Source organism: Micrococcus sp. GPGPB33 (genome assembly GCF_037853785.1).
Lineage (GTDB): Bacteria > Actinomycetota > Actinomycetes > Actinomycetales > Micrococcaceae > Micrococcus > Micrococcus luteus.
On record NZ_JAQMWO010000002.1, the window covers coordinates 1,740,219 to 1,761,080 of the forward strand.

A 20,862-nucleotide genomic window follows, 5' to 3' on the forward strand; every position below is an offset into this window, starting at 1 on the left:
AGCACCCCCATGACCACCCCGAGCGACCCCCCTGCGCCGCTGACCCCGGCCCAGCAGGACGCCGCCTTCCGGCCCTCCCACACCCCCGCCACGCCCTGGCCCGCCCTCGCACAGGCGCTGGCCGGGGCGGGGATCGCGGCCCACGTCCACGGCGCGGCCCCGGCCGACGGCGTCACGGGGGTCAGCCTCGACTCGCGTGTCGTGCGCCCGGGCGACCTCTACGTCGCCGTCCCGGGGGCGCGCGCCCACGGCGCGGCGTTCGCGGCCACGGCGCTGGAGGCCGGCGCCGTCGGCGTCCTGACGGACGCGGCGGGCCGCGCGCTCCTGGCGGAGCAGGGCCTGGCCGACGTCCCGGTGCTCGAGGTCGACGCCGTGCGCACCGCCGCCGGCACCGTGGCGGCCCGCGTCTACGGCGGCGGGGGCGACGCCGGCCCGCGCCTGGTCGGCGTGACCGGCACCAACGGCAAGACCACCACGAGCTTCCTCGCCGCCGCCCTGCTCGAGGCCCTGGGGCGCCGGTCGGGCATCGTGGGCACGATCCTGATCCGCGCGGGGGAGCGGGAGGTCCCCTCCACGCTCACCACGCCCGAGGCCACCCAGCTGCACGCCCTCATGGCGCTCATGCGCGAGGAGGAGGTGGACACCGCCGTCATGGAGGTCTCCTCCCACGCCGTGGCGTATCAGCGGATCGCCGGCCTGCGCTACGCGGTGGCCGGGTTCACCAACCTGACCCAGGACCACCTGGACATGCACGGCTCGATGCAGGAGTACTTCGCGGCCAAGGCCGGTCTGTTCGACCCCGCCCGCACCGACCACGCCGTCATCACGCTCGACGGCGGCGAGGGACCCCCGCTGGGGCGTCGCCATGGCCCGGGCCGCCGGCGCTCCCGTCACCACGCTCGCCCTCGGGCCGGCCGCGCCGACGCCGGGCGCCCTGGCCGAACATGACCCCGGCCTCCGGGCGGACTGGGAGGTCGCCGAGCTCGCGCCGGACGGCCTCGGCCACCGCTTCACGCTGCGCCACGCGGCCACGGGCCGGGAGCTGCGGGCCTCCGTCGGTCTGCCGGGCCGCTTCAACGTGGCCAACGCGGCCCTCGCGGTCCTGCTCGTGCTGCACGCCGTGGGGGAGGAGCACCTGGACGCGCTCGCCGCCGTCCTGGACGTGCCCGCGGGGGAGGGCCCTCTGGCCGCCGCCGTCCCCGGGCGGATGGAGGTCGTGGGCCGCGAGCCGGACGCCGTCGTCGACTTCGCGCACAACCCGGACGGCATGGTGCAGGCGCTGCGCTCCCTCGCCGACGCCCGGGCGGCGGCCGGGACGCGCGGCCGCACCCTGATCGTGTTCGGCTCCGCCGGTGACCGCGACCGTGACAAGCGGCCCGTGATGGGCGCGATCGCGGCCCGGGCGGCGGATGTGGTGATCGTCACCGACGACACCCCCCACTCGGAGGACCCGGCCCCGATCCGCGCCCACATCCTCGCCGGCGCCCGCGCCGAGGCCGACCGCCTCGCGCGGGAGGAGGGCCGCACGGTCGTGATCGAGGAGGTGGCCGACCGTGCCGCGGCCATCCGCCGCGCCGTGGAGCTGGCGGGGCCGCAGGACGGCATCCTCCTGGCCGGCCGCGGGCACGAGACCACGATGGACTACGACGGCGAGCTCGTCCCGCTGGACGACCGGACGGCCCTGCGCGAGGCCCTGGCCGCCCGTGTCGCGGCGGCCTCCGCCTCGGGCTCCGGCCCCGCCCGCGAGGGTAAGGTCATCGAGTCATGATCGCTCTCACCGCAGCCCAGATCGCCGAGGCCGTGTCCGGCACGCTCTCGGCCACCCTCGACCCCGCCGCCGTGCTGGTGCACGTCACCCCCGACTCGCGGGAGGCCACCGCCGAGGGCACGCTCTACGTGGCGAAGCCGGGGAGCGCGCCGACGGCCACGACTTCATCGACGCCGCACTGGCCGCCGGCGCCGCCGCCGTGCTCGCCGAGCGTGCCACGCACGCCCCCGACGGCGCCGCGCACCCGGCGATCATCGTCGAGGACGCCGTGCTCGCGATGGGCGCGCTCGCCCGGGAGGTCGTGCGCCGCGTCCGGGAGCACTCCCCGACCACCGTCATCGGCATCACCGGCTCGGCCGGCAAGACCACCACCAAGGACCTGCTCGCCGCCCTGCTGGCCACCCAGGGCCCCACCGTCGCACCGGTCGGCTCGTACAACGGCGAGGTCGGCGTGCCGCTCACGGTGTTCCGGGCGGAGCTGGACACGCGCTTCCTCGTGGTCGAGATGGGCGCGGACCACGTCGGCAACATCGCGTACCTCTGCGACATCGTGCGCCCGGACATCGGCGTCGTGCTCATGGTGGGCACCGCCCATGCGGGCAGCTTCGGCGGCGTGGCGAACATCGCGCGCACCAAGGGCGAGCTCGTGGAGGCCCTCGGCCCCGACGGCGTCGCCGTCCTCAACCTCGACGACGAGCGTGTCGCCGGCATGGCGGCGCGGACCGCCGCCCCGATCACCTGGTTCACCGCGGACGAGCGGGGCGTCGCCCGCGCGGCCGAGGACGTGTCCGCCGGCCGCGCGTCAGGCCTCGTCGCCGCACGGGACGTGCGCGCCGACGACCAGGAGCGCCCCGTCTTCGACCTGCAGGTCGGGACGGATGAGGCCGCCCTGCGGCACCCGGTCGCCTCCGGACTGACCGGCCTGCACCACGTGCACAACGTGCTGGCCGCCGCCGCGGCCGCCCACGCCGCCGGCATGGACCCGGCCGAGATCGCCCGTGGTCTCGACGGGCTCGGGCCCGCCAGCCGCTTTCGGATGGAGCGCACCGACCGTGCGGACGGCGTCACGATCATCAACGACGCGTACAACGCCAACCCCGAGTCCATGCGCGCCGCGCTGCGGACGCTGGCCACCCTCGGCCGCTCCAGCGGCCGCCGCACCTGGGCCGTCCTGGGGGAGATGCTCGAGCTCGGCGACGCCCGCGTCCGTGAGCACACCCTCGTGGGCGAGTCCGTGGTGCGCCTGAACATCGCCCAGCTGCTGGTGGTGGGTGCTGGAGCCCGGCCGCTCTACATCGGCGCCCTCAACGAGGGCAGCTGGGGCGAGGAGGCGCACTTCGTCGACGACGCCGCGCAGGCCGAGGCGTTCCTCGCCGAGCACCTGCGCCCCGGCGACCTCGTCCTCGTCAAGTCCTCCAACGGCGTCGGGCTCGCGGCCCTCGGCGAGCGCCTCGCCACGGCCGACGCCGTCGCCGCCCCCTCCGCCTCCCCGAAGGAGTCCCGACCGTGATCGGACTGCTCATCGGCGGCGTGCTCGGCCTGGTCCTCTCGGCCGCCGGCACCCCGCTGTTCATCCGGTTCCTCGTCAAGCGCGGGTACGGCCAGTTCGTCCGCGACGACGGCCCGACCACCCACAAGACCAAGCGCGGCACGCCCACGATGGGCGGCGCGGTCATCATCGGCTCCCTGGTGCTGGCGTATCTGATCACCCACGGGCTGCTCGCGGTGCTCGGCGTCGACTTCGGCGGGCCCACGGCCTCCGGCCTGATCCTGCTGCTGCTCACCGTGGGCATGGCCTTCGTCGGGTTCGTGGACGACTTCACGAAGATCACGAAGCAGCGCTCGCTCGGCCTGACGCCGCGCGGCAAGATCATCCTCCAGGCCCTGATCGGCACCGCCTTCGCCGTCCTCGCCCTGAACTTCCCGGATGGGCGGGGCCTGACCCCCGCCTCGACGGCGATCTCCTTCGCCCGGGACATCCCGTGGCTCGACCTGGCCTTCGCCGGACCCGCGATCGGCGTCATCCTGTTCGTGATCTGGTCGAACCTCATCACCACCGCCACCACGAACGCCGTGAACCTCACGGACGGCCTCGACGGGCTCGCCACGGGCGCCACCGCCATGATCACGGGCGCCTACGTCCTGATGTCGCTCTTCCAGTCGAGCCAGTCCTGCGCGCTCGAGGGCACCCGCGGCTGCTACGAGGTCCGCGACCCCATGGACCTCGCCCTGCTCGCGGCGATCCTCACGGGCAGCCTGCTGGGCTTCCTCTGGTGGAACACCTCCCCGGCCAAGATCTTCATGGGGGACACCGGCTCCCTGGGCCTGGGCGGCGCCCTGGCCGGCTTCGCGATCTTCACGCGCACCGAGATCCTGGTGGCCGTGCTGGCCGGCCTCATGGTCGCGATCACCCTCTCCGTCATCATCCAGGTGGGCTGGTTCAAGGTCTCCGGCGGCAAGCGCGTGTTCCTCATGGCGCCGCTGCAGCACCACTTCGAGCTCAAGGGCTGGGCCGAGGTGACCGTCGTGGTCCGCTTCTGGCTGCTGTCCCTGATGTGCGTCACCGTGGGGCTCGCGATCTTCTACGGCGACTGGCTCATCCGCCAGGGCGGCCTCGCGGGGGTGACCCCGTGACCGGCCCCGCGTCCGACGCCGCGCCCGCACCGGTGCGCCGGCCCCGCGCCGACACCGCCCGCACCGCCGACCTCACGTCCTGGGACGCCCCGGGGTGGGCCGGCCTGCGCGTCGTCGTCACGGGCCTGGGCATCACCGGCTTCTCCGTGGCCGACACCCTGGCCGAGCTGGGCGCCGCCGTCGTGGTGGTGGACGGCGACGACGGCCCCGAGAACCGGGCGCGCGCCGAGACCCTGCGGATCGTGGGAGTCCGCGAGGTCCTGCTCGACCGGGCGGCCACGCAGGCGCTGCCCGAGGTCGACGGCGCCGCCGCGGACCTCGTCGTGACCTCCCCGGGCTGGCGTCCGGACCAGCCGCTGCTGATGGCCGCCCACGCGGCGGGCCTGCCGATCTGGTCCGACGTCGAGCTGGCCTGGCGGCTGCGCGAGCGCGCCGGCCGGAAGACCGCCGACTGGGTGTGCCTGACGGGCACGAACGGCAAGACGACCACCGTGACGATGGTCGAGGCCATCCTGCGGGCGGACGGCCGTCGGGCGGTGGCCTGCGGCAACGTCGGCACCCCCGTGCTCGACGCGATCCGCGACCCGGAGGGCTTCGACGTGCTCGCCCTCGAGCTCTCCAGCTTCCAGCTGCACTGGACGCACGGACTGGCGCCGGCGTCATCGGCGGTGCTGAACCTGGCCGAGGACCACGTGGACTGGCACGGCTCGATGGACGAGTACGCCGCCGCCAAGGGCAAGGTGTATGCGAACACGCGGGTGGCCTGCGTGTTCAACGAGCAGGACCCGCTGACCCGCACCCTCGTGGAGCGCGCGGACGTCCAGGAGGGCTGCCGCGCGATCGGCTTCACCACGGACACCCCGGGCCTGTCCGACATCGGCGTCGTGGACGGGATCCTCGTGGACCGTGCGTTCCTGGATAACCGGCGCCACGAGGCGATCGCCCTGGCCGAGCGCGCCGACCTGGGCCCGGTGGCGCCGCGCCACACCGTGGCCAACGCGGCCGCCGCGGCGGCGCTGACCCGGGCCGTCGGGGTGAGCCCCGCGGCCGTGGCCGAGGGCCTGCGCTCCTACGACCGCGGGGAGCATCGCATCCAGCTCGTGGCCACCTCCCGCGACGTGATGTGGGTCAACGATTCCAAGGCGACGAACCCGCACGCCGCGGACGCGTCGCTGGCGGCGTTCAGCTCCGTGGTGTGGCTGGCCGGCGGCCTGCCCAAGGGCGTGACCTATCACGAGCTGGTGGCCGCGCACGCCCACCGGCTCCGCGCGGTGGTGCTCCTGGGCAGGGACACCTCGGCCCTGCGCGCGGCCCTGGCCGCGCACGCCCCCGAGGTCCCCGTCCACGCCCCCTCGCCACGGCCGACGGCACCGGCCCCGCCGACGGTGCGGCCGTGATGGCCGAGGCGGTGCGCGTGGCCGACGGCCTGGCCCGCCCCGGCGACACCGTGCTCATGGCGCCCGCCGCGGCGTCGATGGACCAGTTCCGCTCCTACGCGGCCCGCGGCGAGGCGTTCATCGAGGCCGTCGCCGGGCTGATGCGTGAGCACGGCTGGGACGTGCACGACGACGCCGCGCCCGACGCCGACTGACCCGCCGCCCACCCGACCGTCTCGCTTCCCCCGTGAGGAGGGCCATGTCCCCGATCGAGCTCCGCCCGGTGCGCTCCGGCGCGGACGACGACGCCCCCGAGCATCGGGAGCGGCTCCTGCGCCGGATGTGGCGGGTCCTCGAGGGTCGCCGCGCCCTCGACCTGTCGGTCCTGCTCATCAGCGGCTGCACCGCCCTGCTCACGGTGCTGGGCCTCGTGATGGTGCTCTCCTCGTCCTCCGTCGAGGCGATCGGCACCGGCGGCGGCTCGTACGCCCTGTTCCTGCGCCAGACCGCCTGGGCGGTGGCGGGCGTGGCGGCCCTGCTCGTGTTCTCGCGCCTGCCGGTGCGCGTCTTCAAGGCGCTCGCCTGGCCGGCGTTCGGCGTGGCCGTGATCCTGCTCGCGCTGGTCGCGTTCTCCCCGCTCGGGGTCACCGTGGGCGGCAATCGCAACTGGCTCGGCATCGGCGGGTTCAGGATGCAGCCCTCCGAGGCCGCCAAGCTCGCCCTGGCCCTGTGGGCGGCGGCGGTCCTGGAGCGCAAGCACCGCCTTGTCACCCAGGTGCGGCACGCGCTGATCCCGGTGCTGCCCGGCGGCCTGCTGCTGCTGGTCCTGGTGATGGCGGGCAGCGACCTCGGGACCGCGATCATCCTCGCGCTCGTGCTGGCCACGGTGCTGTACGTGGCCGGCACCCACTGGGGGGTCTTCCTCACCTTCCTGGCGCTGAGCGTGCTGAGCATCCTGGCCCTGACCCTCCTCGCCCCGCACCGCATGGTCCGGGTGCAGGCCTGGCTGGGGGACTGCTCCGACGCCACCGACCCCTGCTTCCAGCCGGCGCACGGGATGTACGCCCTGGCCTCGGGCGGCTGGTGGGGCGCGGGCCTCGGCCAGTCCCGCCAGAAGTGGAGCTACATCCCGGAGGCCGAGAACGACTTCATCTTCACCATCCTCGGCGAGGAGCTCGGGCTCGTGGGCACGCTGGTGGTGCTGCTGGCCTACCTCGGCCTGGCGATCGGCATCTACCGCGTCGCCTCCGGGACCACGTCCACGTTCATCCGCCTGTCCACGTGGGGGATCCTGGCCTGGCTCGTGGGCCAGGCGGCCGTCAACATCGCGATGGTCTCCGGGATCATCCCCGTGGTGGGCGTCCCGCTGCCCTTCATCTCCTATGGTGGTTCCGCGCTGACCCTGTCCTTGAGCGCGGTCGGCATCGTGCTGGCCTTCGCCCGCCACGAGCGTCGCCGTGCAGCGGAACCGGACGCCCGCCCGCAGGCGGGCGAGCCGGACACCGACCCCGTCCCCGTGATCCCCACCCCCGCCCTCCAGGAGCCCCGATGACGCAGACCTCTCATCCCTCCGGACCCCTGCGGGTGGTGCTGGCCGGCGGCGGCACCGCCGGCCACATCTCCCCGATGCTCGCGATCGCCCGCGCCCTGGAGGACGACGACGGCGGTCCCGTCGAGTGCACCATGGTCGGCACCGCCTCCGGCATGGAGACGCGTCTCGTCCCCGAGGCGGGCTACGAGCTCGACCTGATCGACCGGGTCCCGATGCCGCGCCGCCCGTCGATGGACGTCGTTCGCTTCCCGGCTCGCATGCGCGCCGCGGTCGAGACGGCGACCCGGATCCTGCGGGACCGGCGCGCCGACGTCGTCGTGGGCGTGGGCGGCTACGTCGCCACCCCCGTGTACCTCGCCGCCTTCCGGGCCGGTGTGCCCGTGGTGGTCCACGAGGCCAACGCCCGCCCCGGCCTGGCCAACCGCATCGGCGCCCTGCGGGCCACGCACGTCGGCACCGCCCTGCCGGACACCCGCCTCCGCGGCGCCCGCTGGGTGGGCATGCCGATGCGCCCCGAGATCTCCGGCCTGGACCGGGCGGCCGCCCGCCGTGCCGCCCGTGAGGCCCTCGGCCTCGACCCGGACCGGACCACCGTCGTGGTGACCGGCGGCAGCTCGGGCGCGCTGGCCGTGAACCGCACTGTGCGCGCCGCGCTGGGCGACCTCCTCGACGCCGGTCTGCAGGTCTTCCACCTGACCGGGCGCGACAAGGCGCTCACCGAGGACGACGGCAGCCTCCTGGTCCGGGACGGCTACGTCCAGCGGGAGTACCTGGCGGGCATGGAGCAGGCCTACGCCGCCGCCGACCTCATCGTCGCCCGCTCGGGCGCCGGCACGGTCTGTGAGGTGTCCGCGGTCGGCCTGCCCGCCGTCTACGTCCCCCTGCCCATCGGCAACGGCGAGCAGGCGCTCAACGCCCGCCCCGTGGTGGAGGCGGAGGGCGCGCTGCTCGTCCGCGACGACGCCTTCGGGCGCGCGTGGGTGCAGCGTCAGCTGATCCCGCTGGCGACCGACCCCGAGCGTCTGGCGCGCATGGGGGAGGCGGCCGCCCGCTTCGGCGTCCGGGACGCGGACGTCACCATGGCCGGCCTCGTGCGCTCGGCCGCCCAGGAAGGAGCCCGGCGATGAGCCGAGACGAGAGCAGCCGTCCCGTGGCCGAGGGCCGCTTCGCCGACCTGGGCCGCGTGCACCTGCTGGGGATCGGCGGCGTGGGGGTGTCGGGGGTCGCCCGCATCCTCCAGGAGCAGGGCGTCGCGGTGTCCGGCTCCGACGCGAAGGACCTGCCCGTGATGCGCGAGCTCGCCGCGGGCGGCGCCCGGATCACGGTCGGCTACGACGCCGCGCACCTGGGCGAGGACGTCACCACGGTGATCGCCTCCTCGATCGCCGGGCCGGGCAACCCGGAGCACGACGCCGCCGTGGCACGCGGACTGCGCGTGCTGCACCGTTCCGAGGGTCTCGCCCTGGCCATGCGCGGCCACCGGGTGCTGGCCGTCGCCGGCACGCACGGGAAGACCACCACGTCCTCCATGGCCGCCATGGCCTTCTCCGACGCCGGCTGGGACCCCACGTTCGCCGTCGGCGCCGCCGTCGCCGGGCTCGGCACCAACGCCCGGGCGGGCCGGGGCGAGTGGTTCATCGCGGAGGCCGACGAGTCCGACGGCACTCTGGTGAACTACCCGAGCACGATCGGGATCGTCACGACCGTGGAGGCCGACCACCTGGACCACTACGGGACCGAGGAGGCGGTGCACCAGGTCTTCCGGGACTTCGCGGGCGGGCTGCCGGCCGCCGCCCAGGGCGGGGTCCTCGTGGCCTGCCTCGACGACGCCGGCGCGGCGGAGCTCGCCGCGTGGGCCCGTGGCCACGCGGCCGCCGACGTCGTGACCTACGGCTCGGCGCCCCGCGACGGCGTGGCGCCGGACCTGCTGGTCACCGACCTCGCGGTGGAGCCGGGCGAGACCGGAGTGGGCCAGCGCGCCACGTTCCGGATGGCGGACGGACCGGAGCGCACCCTGCACCTGCAGGTGCCCGGCCGGCACAACGCGCTGAATGCCGCCGCCGTGGTCCTGGCCGCCGTCCGGGCGGGCATGGCCTTCGAGGCCGCCGTGCGGGGCGTCGAGGCCTTCCGGGGCACGGCCCGCCGATTCGAGTTCCGTGGCGCCGCGCGCGGCGTGCGGGTCTTCGACGACTACGCGCACCACCCCACGGAGGTGGCCGCCGCGGTCTCCGCCGGCCGTGCCGTGGCCGGTGACGCCCGCGTGCACGTCCTGTTCCAGCCCCACCTGTTCTCCCGCACCCGGGACTTCGCCGCCGAGTTCGCCGCCGCCCTCTCCGGGGCGGACGTGGTGCGCGTGCTGCCCGTGTACGCGGCCCGGGAGGAGCCGATGCCCGGCGTCGACTCGTCCCTCATCGCCTCCCGCCTCACCACGGGTGCCGCCGAGGACCGCGTCGTCGCCGAGGACCGCGCCGAGGCGGTGCGCTCGCTCGCGGCGGGCGCCACGGCCGGCGACGTCGTCCTGACGATGGGCGCGGGGGACGTCACCGCCCTGGGTCCGGACCTGCTGGCCGAGCTCGGCCGGGACGCGGCGCCCGGCGTCGCCCACCCGTGAGGCGCGGCCGCGGGACGCCGCCGCCGGCCGGAACCGACGCCTCCACCGTCGTCCAGTTCCCGGGGCGCACCGCGCGCCGGCGCCGCGCCACCCGCTGGGGTGTGGCGGCCGCGGTGCTCGCGGTGCTGGGCGCCCTGGGCTGGGTCGTGCTCTTCTCGCGCGTGCTCGCGGTGGACCGCGTCGAGGTCACCGGCACCCGCCATGTCTCCGCCACCGCCGTCCAGGAGCGCCTGGAGCCCGTGTACGGCGTGCCGCTGTCCCGCGTCGGGGCCGGCCGTGTGGGCGAGCTGGTCGGCGGTCTGCCCGGGGTGGCCGAGGTCCAGACCGTGCCCCGCCTGCCCACCGGCCTGGAGGTCGTGGTCCGGGAGCACGAGGCGCGGGCCCGGCGGGACGGTGACGACGGCGCGCAGCTGCTGCTCGCGGACGGCACCGTCCTGACGAGAGTGCCGGAGGAGCGGCTCGAGGGCGAGGACCTCCCCGCGTTCTCGGAGGAGCTGGAGCAGCGGGCGCAGGAGGAGCGCGCCGAGGTGGCCGAGGTGCTGACCGCCCTGCCGGAGCCTGTGGCCGATCGTGTCGAGACCGCCGACTCCCGGGGCCCGGGCCAGGTCTATCTGGCGCTCGAGGGCGGGGTGACCCTGGTCTGGGGCGACGCGCAGGACGCCGGCCTCAAGGGGTCCGTGGCCGAGGCGTTCCTGGCGGACGAGCGGCACGGGTCCGCGGCGGGCGGCGTCGCCGAGATCGACGTCTCCGTTCCCACGCGGCCGATCACGCGCTGAACCGGGGCCACAGAAGTCTCCAGTAGAACGTGAAGGTGAAGGTCGGGGCGCGGGGCCTCGAGCGGGTCGGGGTGCCATCACCACGGCGGCTGGTCCTTATAGTTTCACGTGAAGGTTGAGTTGGAGGCCGTCTTTTCCGCGTAGACACGCCGTTTTCTTTTGCACGTGACGCGGGCCTCCCAGTACGGTGGACCCGAACGCGCGCGAGGCTCGCTTCACGCTGTACTTGAAGGTGTCCACCCCGGGTGGCCGCCGATCACCGGGGCGATGTGCCTCGCGCTGACCTCTCGAGATCTCGAACAAAGGGAACCAACACCGTGGCTGCACCCCAGAACTACCTGGCCGTCATCAAGGTCGTCGGCATCGGCGGCGGCGGCGTGAACGCCGTGAACCGCATGATCGAGGTGGGGCTCCGCGGCGTGGAGTTCATCGCCATCAACACGGACGCCCAGGCGCTGCTGATGTCGGATGCGGACGTGAAGCTGGACGTGGGCCGCGAGCTCACCCGTGGACTCGGCGCGGGCGCGAACCCCGAGGTGGGCCGCCAGGCCGCCGAGGACCACGCGGAGGAGATCGAGGAGGTCCTGCGGGGCGCGGACATGGTGTTCGTGACCGCGGGCGAGGGCGGCGGCACCGGCACCGGCGGAGCGCCCGTCGTGGCCCGCATCGCGCGCTCGCTCGGCGCCCTGACCATCGGCGTCGTGACCCGTCCGTTCACGTTCGAGGGCCGCCGTCGCGCCGGCTCCGCCGAGGCGGGCATCGACGCCCTGCGGGACGAGGTCGACACCCTCATCGTGATCCCGAACGACCGCCTGCTGTCCATCTCGGACCGCAACGTCTCGGTCATGGACGCCTTCCGTCAGGCGGACCAGGTGCTCCTTTCCGGCGTCCAGGGCATCACCGACCTGATCACCACCCCGGGCCTGATCAACCTCGACTTCGCGGACGTGAAGTCCGTGATGCAGGGCGCGGGCTCCGCGCTCATGGGCATCGGCCACGCGCAGGGCGAGGACCGCGCCGTCAAGGCGGCCGAGCTGGCGATCGCCTCGCCGCTGCTCGAGGCCTCCATCGACGGCGCGTACGGCGTGCTGCTCTCCATCCAGGGCGGCTCCGACCTCGGCCTCTTCGAGATCAACGAGGCCGCGCGCCTGGTCCAGGAGGTCGCCCACCCGGAGGCCAACATCATCTTCGGCGCGGTCATCGACGACGCCCTCGGCGACGAGGTGCGCGTGACCGTGATCGCCGCGGGCTTCGACAAGGTGGACGTCACCTCCGCCCCGGCCGCCCCGCAGGCCGGGCAGCAGCAGGCAGCCCCGCAGCGGGCCGCGGCCCCCGCGCAGCCGCAGCCCGTCCCCGCCCAGCCTCAGCCCGCCGCCCCGGCCCAGCCGCAGCAGGCCGAGCGCCCCGCCGTGCGCGGCACCGTGCCGCTGGCCCCGCAGGAGCAGCAGCCGCGCCGCCAGCAGGACCTGCCCACCGTGGTGGAGCCGGACCTCGGCGCCGGGTCCTCGGACCTGGATGTCCCGGACTTCCTCAAGTGATGGCCGCGGAGGGGCCGGCCGGGACCGCACGGGTCCCCGCCGGCCCCTTCGTGCACCGCGAGACCGTCCGCACCGCGACGGGCGCCGTGCACGTGGCCTGGACGTCCGTGGCCGCCGGCAACCTCGCGCTGCACGTGGTCCCGCCGGACGAGGCCGAAGGGCTCGCCCGCGTCAGCGCCGCCCGTCGCGCCCTGGAGCGCGTGATGGGGGTCCCCGAGGGCGCCACGCTCTATCTGGACCAGGTGCACTCGGCCGACGTCGTGTGGGCGGACGGACCCGGGCGCGGCGGTGCCCCGGCCCCCGTGGCCGACGCCGCCGTGAGCCGCGACGGGTCCCGGCCGCTGGCCGTCATGGTGGCCGACTGCCTCCCCGTGGTCGTCGTCGACGAGACGACCGGCGCGACCGCCGTGGCCCACGCCGGGCGGCGCGGGCTGCTGGACGGCGTCCTGGAGGCGACCGTCGATCGGCTTCTCTCCCTGCGCCCGGAGGTCGACCGGACCGGTCCCGGCCTGCGCGCCTGGATCGGCCCCGGCGTGTGCGGCCGCTGCTACGAGGTGCCCGCGGCCATGCGCGCCGGCGCCGCCGCCCGCCTCCCGTCGACCGCCGCCACCACGTCCTGGGGCACCCCCGCCCTCGACCTGCCCGCCGGTGCCGCGGAGGTCCTCCGTGCCCGCGGGGTGGCCGCCGCGACGATCGACGTGTGCACGCGGGAGGACGAGCGCCTGTTCTCGCACCGTCGAGCGCCTGGCGAGGGCCGGTTCGCCGGCCTCGTCTGGCGCGCCGACCCCGACGCCACCAGCCCGAGAGGAGACGCATGACCGCCCCCGCCACCGCCGGGCCGACCCCGACGGACCCCCGCGCCCGGGAGATCGCCGACGCGCTCGCCGCGGTGCACTCCCGCATCGTCGACGCCGCGCGGGACGCCGGGCGCGAGGCGGAGCCCGCGCTCGTCGTCGTGACCAAGACCCACCCCGCCGAGGACGTCGTGCGCCTCGCCGCGCTCGGCGTGACCGACGTGGGGGAGAACCGCGACCAGGAGGCCCGGCCCAAGGCCGAGGCCGCCGCCGCGGCCCTGGGGGTGGACGCCCCGCGCTGGCACTTCGTGGGCCAGCTGCAGACCAACAAGGCCAAGTACGTGGTGCGCTACGCGTCCGTGGTGGAGTCGGTGGACCGACCCGAACTGGCCGAGGCGCTCTCGCGGGCGCTCGTGCTGCGGCGCGAGCGCGAGCCCGAGGCCGCGATCCCCGACCTGGAGTGCCTCGTGCAGGTGGACGTCGACGACCGCGCCGACGAGGACCGTCCCGAGGGGATCGGTCCGCGCGGCGGCGCCCGCCCCGAGGACGTCGCCGCCCTCGCGGCCGTCGTCGCCGGCCTGCCGGGCCTGCGGCTGGGCGGGCTGATGTGCGTGGCACCGCGCGGCCTGGACCCGGAGGGCGCCTTCCGCCGGCTCGCAGCACTCGGCGCGCGCCTGCGGCAGACGCATCCGGAGGCCACCGCCCTGTCCATGGGCATGAGCGCGGACCTCGAGGCGGCCGTGCGCGCCGGGGCGACACAGGTGCGCATCGGCTCCGACGTTCTGGGGGCCCGGGACGCGGTGGGCTAACGTTGACCCCGCGCGTCCCGGCGGGACGCGACAGGACCGTGCGGACGCACGCGCACCGACGACGAACGACGGCGGCCCCCGGGGCCGGAGGACGTGGTGAAGGAAGACTCATGGCTGGTGCCCTGAAGAAGACGATGATCTACCTCGGCCTGGCCGACGGCGACGAGTACGACGAGCAGCCGCGTGCCGCCGAGCGGGAGCCCGCGCCCCGGCACGAGGTCGTCGAGGCGCGCCGCCCCGCGGAGCCGGACACCGACCCCCACATGGAGGCCGTCCGCCCCGCTGCGGTCCGCGATCCCGAGCCGGCCGAGCGGCCGGAGCCCGTGACCCCGTCCGGCTCCACCGCGGCCGATCCCGTCGAACCCCGGCGTCCGGCGCGTCCCGAGCCGGTCGACCCGGGCTACCGGGCCCCGGTGACCCCCATCAAGCGAGCCGCAGCGTCGTCTGCCGAAGGAGCCTCCGTGCACACCCTGTCCACCGTCCACCCCCGCTCCTACAACGACGCGAAGGCGATCGGCGAGGCCTTCCGCTCCGGCGTCCCCGTGATCATGAACGTGACCGACCTCGGTGAGAACGAGGCCAAGCGCCTCGTGGACTTCGCAGCCGGCCTCGTCTTCGGCCTGCACGGCTCGATCTCCCGCATCACCAGCAAGGTGTTCCTGCTGACCCCGGCCACCGTGGACGTCGTCGGCGCCGAGCAGGGCGAGTCCGGCGCGGCCGACTCCCCGTTCGACGGCGACTGAGGCGCCCATGCAGCTGCTCCTCGCCCTCGCCTACCTCGCCCTGACGGTGGTGCTCGCGGCACTGACCGTGCGGATCGTCCTGGACGTCACGCAGTCGTTCGCCCGCCACTGGCGCCCCACCGGGGCGGTCCTCGTGCTGGCCAGCGGCGTGTACGGGGCCACCGATCCGTTGCTGCGCCCCGTGCGTCGTGCCGTGCCGCCGGTGAACCTGGGCGGCATCGGCCTGGACGTGGCCTTCCTCATCGTGTTCCTCGGCGTCGTGCTGCTGCGGGTCCTGGTGCTGAGCCTGGCCGGCGTGGCCTGACCCCCGGCCCGGGGCGGCTGTCGGCCTCGGTGGTAGTCTTCGCGGCAGGATCGGCGCCGCCCCTCACCGGCGCGCCGGCCGCCGACGCGCCGGGCCGCCCGGCCGTCCCCGAGCACCGAGCAGAGAGCGAGACGGTTCCATGGCGCTGTCCTGGGAAGACGTGGTCAACAAGCAGTTCCAGCCCACGAAGTTCCGCGAGGGCTACGACCAGACCGAGGTGGATGACTTCCTCGACGAGATCGTGGCGGAGTTCAAGCGCCTGATCGCCCTCAACGAGCAGCTCGAGTCCGAGAACGCGGAGCTGCGCGCCGGCGGCGCCGCCCCGGCCGCCGGCCCCGCTGCGGACACCCCGGAGGCCGCCGCGACCCCGGCCTCCGCCGAGGAGTCGGCCCCGGCCGCCGCCCCCGAGTCCGCCGACGCGGCCGCGACCTCCGCCGCCGGCGTCCTGGCCATGGCCCAGCGGCTGCACGACGAGCACGTCGCCGCGGGCGAGCAGCGCAGCACCGAGCTCGTCGCCGAGGCCGAGGCCACCGCGGCCCGGCTCGTCAGCGACGCCGAGGAGCAGAAGGCCCGCACCCTCGAAGCCCTGGCCGAGGAGAAGGCCGGCCTGGAGGGCGAGGTCGAACAGCTGCGCAGCTTCGAGACCGACTACCGCAGCCGCCTCACCTCCTACATCGAGGGCCAGCTGCGCGAGATCCGCGCCCAGAAGCGCGTCGAGCCCCCCACGCCCACGGCGTGAGCCGAGCCGTCGACGCCGCGCCGGCCCCGCGATCCCCTCGCGCGGGCCGGCGAGCCGTGCTCACCGCCCTCATCGTGGCGGTGCTGGCCTACGCCCTCGACCAGCTGACCAAGTACGCGGTCGAGAGCACGATGCAGCTGGGGGACTCCGTCGCGGTGATCCCCGGGGTGCTGCGCTGGCACTACATCCTGAACCCGGGCGCGGCCTTCTCCATCGGCGAGGACCACACCTGGGTGTTCACCATCATCCAAGCCGTGGTGGCGGTCGCCGCCCTCGTCGGGATCGCCCGCGTGCGCTCGACGCCGTGGGCCCTGGCGCTGGGCGGGCTCGCCGGCGGCGTGCTCGGCAACCTCACGGACCGGCTGTTCCGGCCCCCGGCGTTCGGGCGCGGCCACGTGGTCGACATGATCTCCGTGCCGCACTTCGCGATCTTCAACGTGGCGGACTCGTTCATCGTCTGCTCCGTCATCGGCGTCGCCCTGCTCGTGATGACCGGCCGCCGCCTGGACGGCACACGGGAGGCGTGAGGACATGGGCATGAGACCGGGACTGACCGAGCGGCTCGAGGTCACCGAGGCCGAGGCGGGCCGGAGGGTCGACGCGGTGCTCGCCGACGCGTTCGGCGTCTCCCGCTCGCTGCTGGCGGACTGGTTCTCCCGGGGCCTGGTGCGGGCCGAGTCGCGCTCCGGCCGCCGGGACCGTGTCCTGGCCAAGTCCGCGAAGGCCGTGGCGGGGGAGACCCTCGCCGTCGACGTCCCCGACGACCCCGACCCCCTGGAAGTGAGGGCAGAGCGCGTGGACGCGCTGAGCATCCTGTACGAGGACGAGGACCTGGTGGCCGTGGACAAGCCCACCGGCGTGGCCGCGCACCCCTCGCCGGGCTGGGTCGGGCCCACCGTGGTGGGCGCCCTGGCCGCCCTCGGCTACGACATCACCACCTCGGGCGCCCCTGAGCGCCAGGGGATCGTGCACCGGCTCGACGTCGGCACCACCGGGGTCATGGTCGTGGCCAAGACCGAGCGCGCCTACACGGCCATGAAGGACCAGTTCCGCGAGCGCGTGCCGGAGAAGGTCTACCACGCCGTGGTCCAGGGCATCCCGGACCCGCTGAGCGGCACCGTGGACGCGCCCATCGGGCGGCATCCCGGCCACCACTGGAAGTTCGCGGTGCTCGAGGACGGCCGGCCGTCCGTGACCCACTACGAGACGCTCGAGGTGTTCGGCCGGGCCACCCTGCTCGAGGTCCACCTGGAGACCGGGCGCACCCACCAGATCCGCGTGCACACCTCGGCGCTGCGCCACCCGTGCGTCGGCGACCTCACGTACGGGGCGGATCCGCGCCTGGCGGCCGAGCTCGGGCTGACCCGCCAGTGGCTGCACGCCCACCGCCTGGCGTTCCCGCACCCGGTCACGGGGGAGCCGGTGACGATCACCTCCCCGTATCCGGACGACCTCGCCCACGCCCTGGCGGCGCTGCGCGGCGACGAGGACTGAGCCTGCACCGTCGATGTGACCCCCGTCCCGGTCCGGCCCCGCCGCCCGGGCACCACGAGTAGGCTGGTGCGGCCCTGCCGTCCTCCCCGTCGAAAGGCCCACCCCGCATGACCGTGTCCGCCGACGCCCGCCCCGACGCCGTGAAGGACGGCGGCTTCGTCCACCTGCACACGCACACCGAGTACTCCATGCTCGACGGCGCCGCGAAGCTGGACGACCTGTTCGCCGAGGCCCAGCGGCTGGGCATGGACTCGCTGGCCATCACGGACCACGGCTACCTCTTCGGCGCCTACGACTTCTGGTCCAAGGCGAAGGCGGCGGGCGTCAAGCCGATCATCGGGCTCGAGGCCTACGTGGCCCCCGGGCAGCAGCACCGCACGGACAAGGAGAAGACCCGCTGGGGCGAGCCCCACCAGCGGGGGGACGACGTGTCCGGCGGCGGTGCGTACACGCACATGACGCTGCTGAGCGAGACCACCGAGGGGATGCACAACCTGTTCCGGATGGGCTCGATCGCCTCGCTGGACTCGGTGTACGCCAAGTGGCCGCGGCTGGACCGGGAGCTGCTGAGCCAGTACTCGAAGGGCCTGATCGCCACCACGGGCTGCCCCTCCGGCGAGGTGCAGACGCGCCTGCGCCTGGGCCAGTACCGGGAGGCGATGCAGGCGGCCTCGGACTTCCGGGACATCTTCGGCAAGGACAACTACTACTGCGAGATCATGCACCACGGCCTCGACATCGAGCGCCGGGTGATGACGGACCTGCGCCGGCTCGCCAAGGACCTGGGCCTGCCGTTCGTGGCCACGAACGACCTGCACTACACCCACGAGCACGACGCCAAGGCGCACGAGGCGCTGCTGGCCCTGCAGTCGGGCTCGAAGCTCAACGAGCCCAGCTACGACCAGGGCGGCTCCCGCTTCGCGTTCTCCGGCACCGAGTACTACCTGAAGTCCCCGCGGCAGATGCGCGAGCTCTTCGCGGAGCTGCCCGAGGCCTGCGACAACACGCTGCTCATCGCCGAGCGGTGCGAGGTCGAGTTCGACACGAAGGCCAACTACATGCCGGTCTTCCCCACGCCGGAGGGCGAGGACGAGACCAGCTGGCTCATCAAGGAGGTCGCCTCCGGTCTGGCCTACCGCTACCCGGACGGCGTGCCGGACCACGTGCGCAAGCAGGCGGACTACGAGCTGGACGTCATCATCTCGATGGGCTTCCCCGGGTACTTCCTCGTCGTGGCCGACTTCATCAACTGGGCCAAGGAGAACGGCATCCGGGTGGGCCCGGGCCGTGGCTCGGGCGCCGGATCGATGGTGGCGTACGCGCTGCGCATCACGGACCTGGACCCGCTCAAGCACGGGCTGATCTTCGAGCGGTTCCTCAACCCGGACCGCGTGTCCATGCCCGACTTCGACGTCGACTTCGACGACCGCCGTCGCTCCGAGGTGATCGACTACGTCACCCGCAAGTACGGCGACGAGCGCGTCACCATGATCGTCACGTACGGCACCATCAAGACCAAGCAGGCCCTGAAGGACTCGGCCCGCGTGATGGACCAGCCGTTCTCGATGGGCGAGTCCCTCACCAAGGCGCTGCCGCCGGCGGTGATGGCCAAGGACATCCCGCTCAAGGACATCGAGGACCCCGCGGCCCCGCGCTACGGGGAGGCCGCGCCCTTCCGCGAGCTGATCGCCACGGACCCGGTGGCGAAGGAGGTCTTCGAGACCGCCAAGGGTCTCGAGGGTCTGAAGCGGCAGTGGGGCGTGCACGCGGCCGGCGTGATCATGTCCTCGGTGCCGGTGATCGACGTCATCCCGATCATGCGTCGTCTCCAGGACGGCCAGGTCATCACCCAGTTCGACTACCCGATGGCGGAGTCCCTGGGCCTGATCAAGATGGACTTCCTGGGGCTGCGCAACCTCACGATCATCTCGGACGCGCTCGAGAACGTGAAGGCGAACCAGGGCGTGGACCTGGACCTGGAGACCCTCGACGTGGACGACCCGGCGGCCTACGAGCTGCTGGCCCGCGGCGACACCCTCGGCGTGTTCCAGCTCGACGGCGGCCCCATGCGCTCGCTGCTGAAGATGATGCGCCCGGACAACTTCGAGGACATCTCGGCGACCATCGCCCTGTACCGCCCCGGCCCCATGGGCGCGAACTCGCACACCAACTACGCGCTGCGCAAGAACGGGCAGCAGGAGATCACCCCGATCCACCCGGAGCTGGAGGAGCCGCTGCGGGAGATCCTGGACACCACCTACGGCCTGATCGTGTATCAGGAGCAGGTCATGGCGATCGCCCAGAAGGTGGCGGGCTACTCGCTCGGCCAGGCCGACATCCTGCGCCGCGCGATGGGCAAGAAGAAGAAGTCGGAGCTGGACAAGCAGTACGAGGCGTTCCACCAGGGCATGCTGGACCGCGGCTACTCGGAGGCCGCGGTGAAGGCCCTGTGGGACATCCTGCTGCCCTTCTCGGACTACGCGTTCAACAAGGCGCACTCGGCCGCCTACGGCCTGGTCTCCTACTGGACGGCCTACCTCAAGGCGCACTACCCGGCGGAGTACATGGCGGCGCTGCTCACCTCGGTGGGCGACGACAAGGACAAGCTGGCCATGTACCTCAACGAGTGCCGCCACATGGGCATCACGGTGCTGCCCCCGGACGTGAACGAGTCCCACCTGACCTTCACCCCCGTCGGCCGGGACATCCGCTTCGGCATGGGCGCCGTCCGCAACGTGGGCGCCAACGTGGTCAAGGGCATGGTCCAGGCGCGCGAGGACAAGGGCTCGTACACGGGCTTCGGCGACTTCCTGGCGAAGGTGCCGCTCGTGGTGTGCAACAAGCGCACCATCGAGTCCATGATCAAGGCCGGCGCCTTCGACTCCCTCGGCTACGCCCGCCGCGCCCTGCTGGCCGTGCACGAGGAGGCCGTGGACGCCACCGTGGCGCAGAAGCGCAAGGAGGATCACGGCGAGTTCACCTTCGACCTGTTCGCGCTCGGCGGCGGCGACGAGGACGACTCCGACGCCGCGGACGGCGTCGCCGTCCCGGACCTGCCGGAGTGGGCGAAGAAGGAGAAGCTCGCGTTCGAGCGCGAGATGCTGGGCCTGTACGTGTCCGACCATCCGCTGCAGGGCCTCGACGGCGTCCTGGCCCAGCACGCCGACGTCCAGATCACCCGCGTGCTCGACGACGACGGGCCCGCCGACGGCGCGATCGTCACCATCGCGGGCCTGATCACCACGCTCGAGCGCCGCATCGCCAAGTCCTCGGGCAACGCGTACGCGCGCTGCGAGATCGAGGACCTCGGCGGCTCGATGGACGTCATGTTCTTCGGCCAGGTGTATGCGCCCATCGCGATGATGCTGGCCGAGGACCTCGTCGTCGCCGTCAAGGGCAGGGTGCAGCGCCGGGACGACGGGTCGGTGTCCCTGTCGGCGATGGAGCTGACCATCCCGGAGCTCTCGGACGGCCCCGGCGGCCCCGTGCGGATCACGCTGCCCGCGTTCAAGGCCACGGAGCAGGTCATGGGCCAGCTGGCGGACGTGCTGCGCACCCACGAGGGCTCCTCGGAGGTGCGGCTGTCCCTGGTGGGCCAGCGTGCCACGCAGGAGTTCCAGCTGGGCCCGCAGTTCCGGGTGAGCCCGAACCCGGCGCTGTTCGGGGACCTCAAGATCCTGCTGGGTCCGGCCTGCCTCGGCTGAGCGGACGTAGCATGGGAGTG

General features: G+C 74.0%; 16 protein-coding genes and 2 pseudogenes. All 18 read left to right on the forward strand.

The window, feature by feature from the left end; genetic code table 11:
* The first annotated feature begins 9 nt into the window (after positions 1–9).
* Positions 10–948, forward strand: coding sequence for a Mur ligase family protein (locus POD19_RS08375; RefSeq protein WP_340309420.1), 939 nt, complete (start codon positions 10–12; stop codon positions 946–948).
* A complete protein-coding gene (locus POD19_RS08380) occupies positions 866–1,768 on the forward strand; it encodes a glutamate ligase domain-containing protein (RefSeq protein ID WP_340309421.1) in 903 nt (300 codons plus the stop codon). Before POD19_RS08375 ends, POD19_RS08380 begins: the two co-directional genes overlap by 83 nt.
* Positions 1,765–3,278, forward strand: a pseudogene (locus POD19_RS08385) (UDP-N-acetylmuramoyl-tripeptide--D-alanyl-D-alanine ligase). Before POD19_RS08380 ends, POD19_RS08385 begins: the two are co-directional and overlap by 4 nt.
* Positions 3,275–4,402 (forward strand): phospho-N-acetylmuramoyl-pentapeptide-transferase, encoded by a 1,128-nt coding sequence (gene mraY, locus POD19_RS08390; RefSeq protein ID WP_136939960.1) that lies wholly within the window; start codon positions 3,275–3,277, stop codon positions 4,400–4,402. Before POD19_RS08385 ends, mraY begins: the two are co-directional and overlap by 4 nt.
* Positions 4,399–5,993: pseudogene (gene murD / locus POD19_RS08395) on the forward strand (UDP-N-acetylmuramoyl-L-alanine--D-glutamate ligase). Before mraY ends, murD begins: the two are co-directional and overlap by 4 nt.
* A gap of 44 nt (positions 5,994–6,037) precedes the next feature.
* A complete protein-coding gene (gene ftsW, locus POD19_RS08400; protein WP_102708626.1) occupies positions 6,038–7,330 on the forward strand; it encodes a putative lipid II flippase FtsW in 1,293 nt (430 codons plus the stop codon).
* Positions 7,327–8,457 carry an undecaprenyldiphospho-muramoylpentapeptide beta-N-acetylglucosaminyltransferase gene (gene murG, locus POD19_RS08405; protein ID WP_136939961.1) on the forward strand — a complete coding sequence of 377 codons (1,131 nt, stop codon included), beginning with the start codon at positions 7,327–7,329 and terminating at the stop codon, positions 8,455–8,457. The genes ftsW and murG overlap by 4 nt, the downstream gene beginning before the upstream one ends.
* Positions 8,454–9,941, forward strand: coding sequence for a UDP-N-acetylmuramate--L-alanine ligase (murC, locus tag POD19_RS08410; protein ID WP_136939962.1), 1,488 nt, complete (start codon positions 8,454–8,456; stop codon positions 9,939–9,941). The genes murG and murC overlap by 4 nt, the downstream gene beginning before the upstream one ends.
* Positions 9,938–10,717, forward strand: a complete 780-nt coding sequence (locus tag POD19_RS08415) for a cell division protein FtsQ/DivIB (protein ID WP_240756374.1) — start codon at positions 9,938–9,940, stop codon at positions 10,715–10,717. Before murC ends, POD19_RS08415 begins: the two co-directional genes overlap by 4 nt.
* A 317-nt stretch (positions 10,718–11,034) precedes the next feature.
* Entirely contained in the window at positions 11,035–12,255 is a 1,221-nt protein-coding gene (ftsZ, locus tag POD19_RS08420; RefSeq protein WP_169577780.1) for a cell division protein FtsZ, read from the forward strand.
* Positions 12,252–13,073, forward strand: coding sequence for a polyphenol oxidase family protein (locus POD19_RS08425; protein ID WP_102708623.1), 822 nt, complete (start codon positions 12,252–12,254; stop codon positions 13,071–13,073). Before ftsZ ends, POD19_RS08425 begins: the two co-directional genes overlap by 4 nt.
* Positions 13,070–13,858, forward strand: a complete 789-nt coding sequence (locus POD19_RS08430) for a YggS family pyridoxal phosphate-dependent enzyme (RefSeq protein ID WP_101966004.1) — start codon at positions 13,070–13,072, stop codon at positions 13,856–13,858. Before POD19_RS08425 ends, POD19_RS08430 begins: the two co-directional genes overlap by 4 nt.
* 110 nt (positions 13,859–13,968) lie before the next feature.
* The gene (gene sepF / locus POD19_RS08435) at positions 13,969–14,601 is read left to right on the forward strand and encodes a cell division protein SepF (RefSeq protein WP_101966003.1); all 633 of its coding nucleotides are present in this window, start codon (positions 13,969–13,971) and stop codon (positions 14,599–14,601) included.
* A gap of 7 nt (positions 14,602–14,608) precedes the next feature.
* Positions 14,609–14,905: a YggT family protein gene (locus POD19_RS08440; RefSeq protein WP_100059287.1), complete on the forward strand. Its 297-nt coding sequence runs from the start codon at positions 14,609–14,611 to the stop codon at positions 14,903–14,905.
* Between the two features lie 139 nt (positions 14,906–15,044).
* Positions 15,045–15,644, forward strand: coding sequence for a DivIVA domain-containing protein (locus tag POD19_RS08445; protein WP_036314182.1), 600 nt, complete (start codon positions 15,045–15,047; stop codon positions 15,642–15,644).
* A gap of 56 nt (positions 15,645–15,700) precedes the next feature.
* Entirely contained in the window at positions 15,701–16,171 is a 471-nt protein-coding gene (gene lspA / locus POD19_RS08450; RefSeq protein ID WP_036314214.1) for a signal peptidase II, read from the forward strand.
* 4 nt (positions 16,172–16,175) lie between these two features.
* On the forward strand, positions 16,176–17,138 hold the full coding sequence (locus tag POD19_RS08455) for an RluA family pseudouridine synthase (protein WP_078025836.1): 963 nt from the start codon (positions 16,176–16,178) through the stop codon (positions 17,136–17,138).
* A gap of 107 nt (positions 17,139–17,245) precedes the next feature.
* A complete protein-coding gene (dnaE, locus tag POD19_RS08460; protein WP_049146940.1) occupies positions 17,246–20,842 on the forward strand; it encodes a DNA polymerase III subunit alpha in 3,597 nt (1,198 codons plus the stop codon).
* Positions 20,843–20,862 lie beyond the last annotated feature (20 nt).

Bases quoted from the DNA above. Each gene is read 5' to 3' on its own strand.
- POD19_RS08375 (WP_340309420.1), top strand. From the start codon at position 10: ATGACCACCCCGAGCGACCCCCCTGCGCCGCTGACCCCGGCCCAGCAG.
- POD19_RS08380 (WP_340309421.1), top strand. From the start codon at position 866: ATGGCCCGGGCCGCCGGCGCTCCCGTCACCACGCTCGCCCTCGGGCCG.
- ftsW (WP_102708626.1), top strand. From the start codon at position 6,038: ATGTCCCCGATCGAGCTCCGCCCGGTGCGCTCCGGCGCGGACGACGAC.
- murG (WP_136939961.1), top strand. From the start codon at position 7,327: ATGACGCAGACCTCTCATCCCTCCGGACCCCTGCGGGTGGTGCTGGCC.
- murC (WP_136939962.1), top strand. From the start codon at position 8,454: ATGAGCCGAGACGAGAGCAGCCGTCCCGTGGCCGAGGGCCGCTTCGCC.
- POD19_RS08430 (WP_101966004.1), top strand. From the start codon at position 13,070: ATGACCGCCCCCGCCACCGCCGGGCCGACCCCGACGGACCCCCGCGCC.
- sepF (WP_101966003.1), top strand. From the start codon at position 13,969: ATGGCTGGTGCCCTGAAGAAGACGATGATCTACCTCGGCCTGGCCGAC.
- POD19_RS08440 (WP_100059287.1), top strand. From the start codon at position 14,609: ATGCAGCTGCTCCTCGCCCTCGCCTACCTCGCCCTGACGGTGGTGCTC.
- POD19_RS08445 (WP_036314182.1), top strand. From the start codon at position 15,045: ATGGCGCTGTCCTGGGAAGACGTGGTCAACAAGCAGTTCCAGCCCACG.
- POD19_RS08455 (WP_078025836.1), top strand. From the start codon at position 16,176: ATGGGCATGAGACCGGGACTGACCGAGCGGCTCGAGGTCACCGAGGCC.
- dnaE (WP_049146940.1), top strand. From the start codon at position 17,246: ATGACCGTGTCCGCCGACGCCCGCCCCGACGCCGTGAAGGACGGCGGC.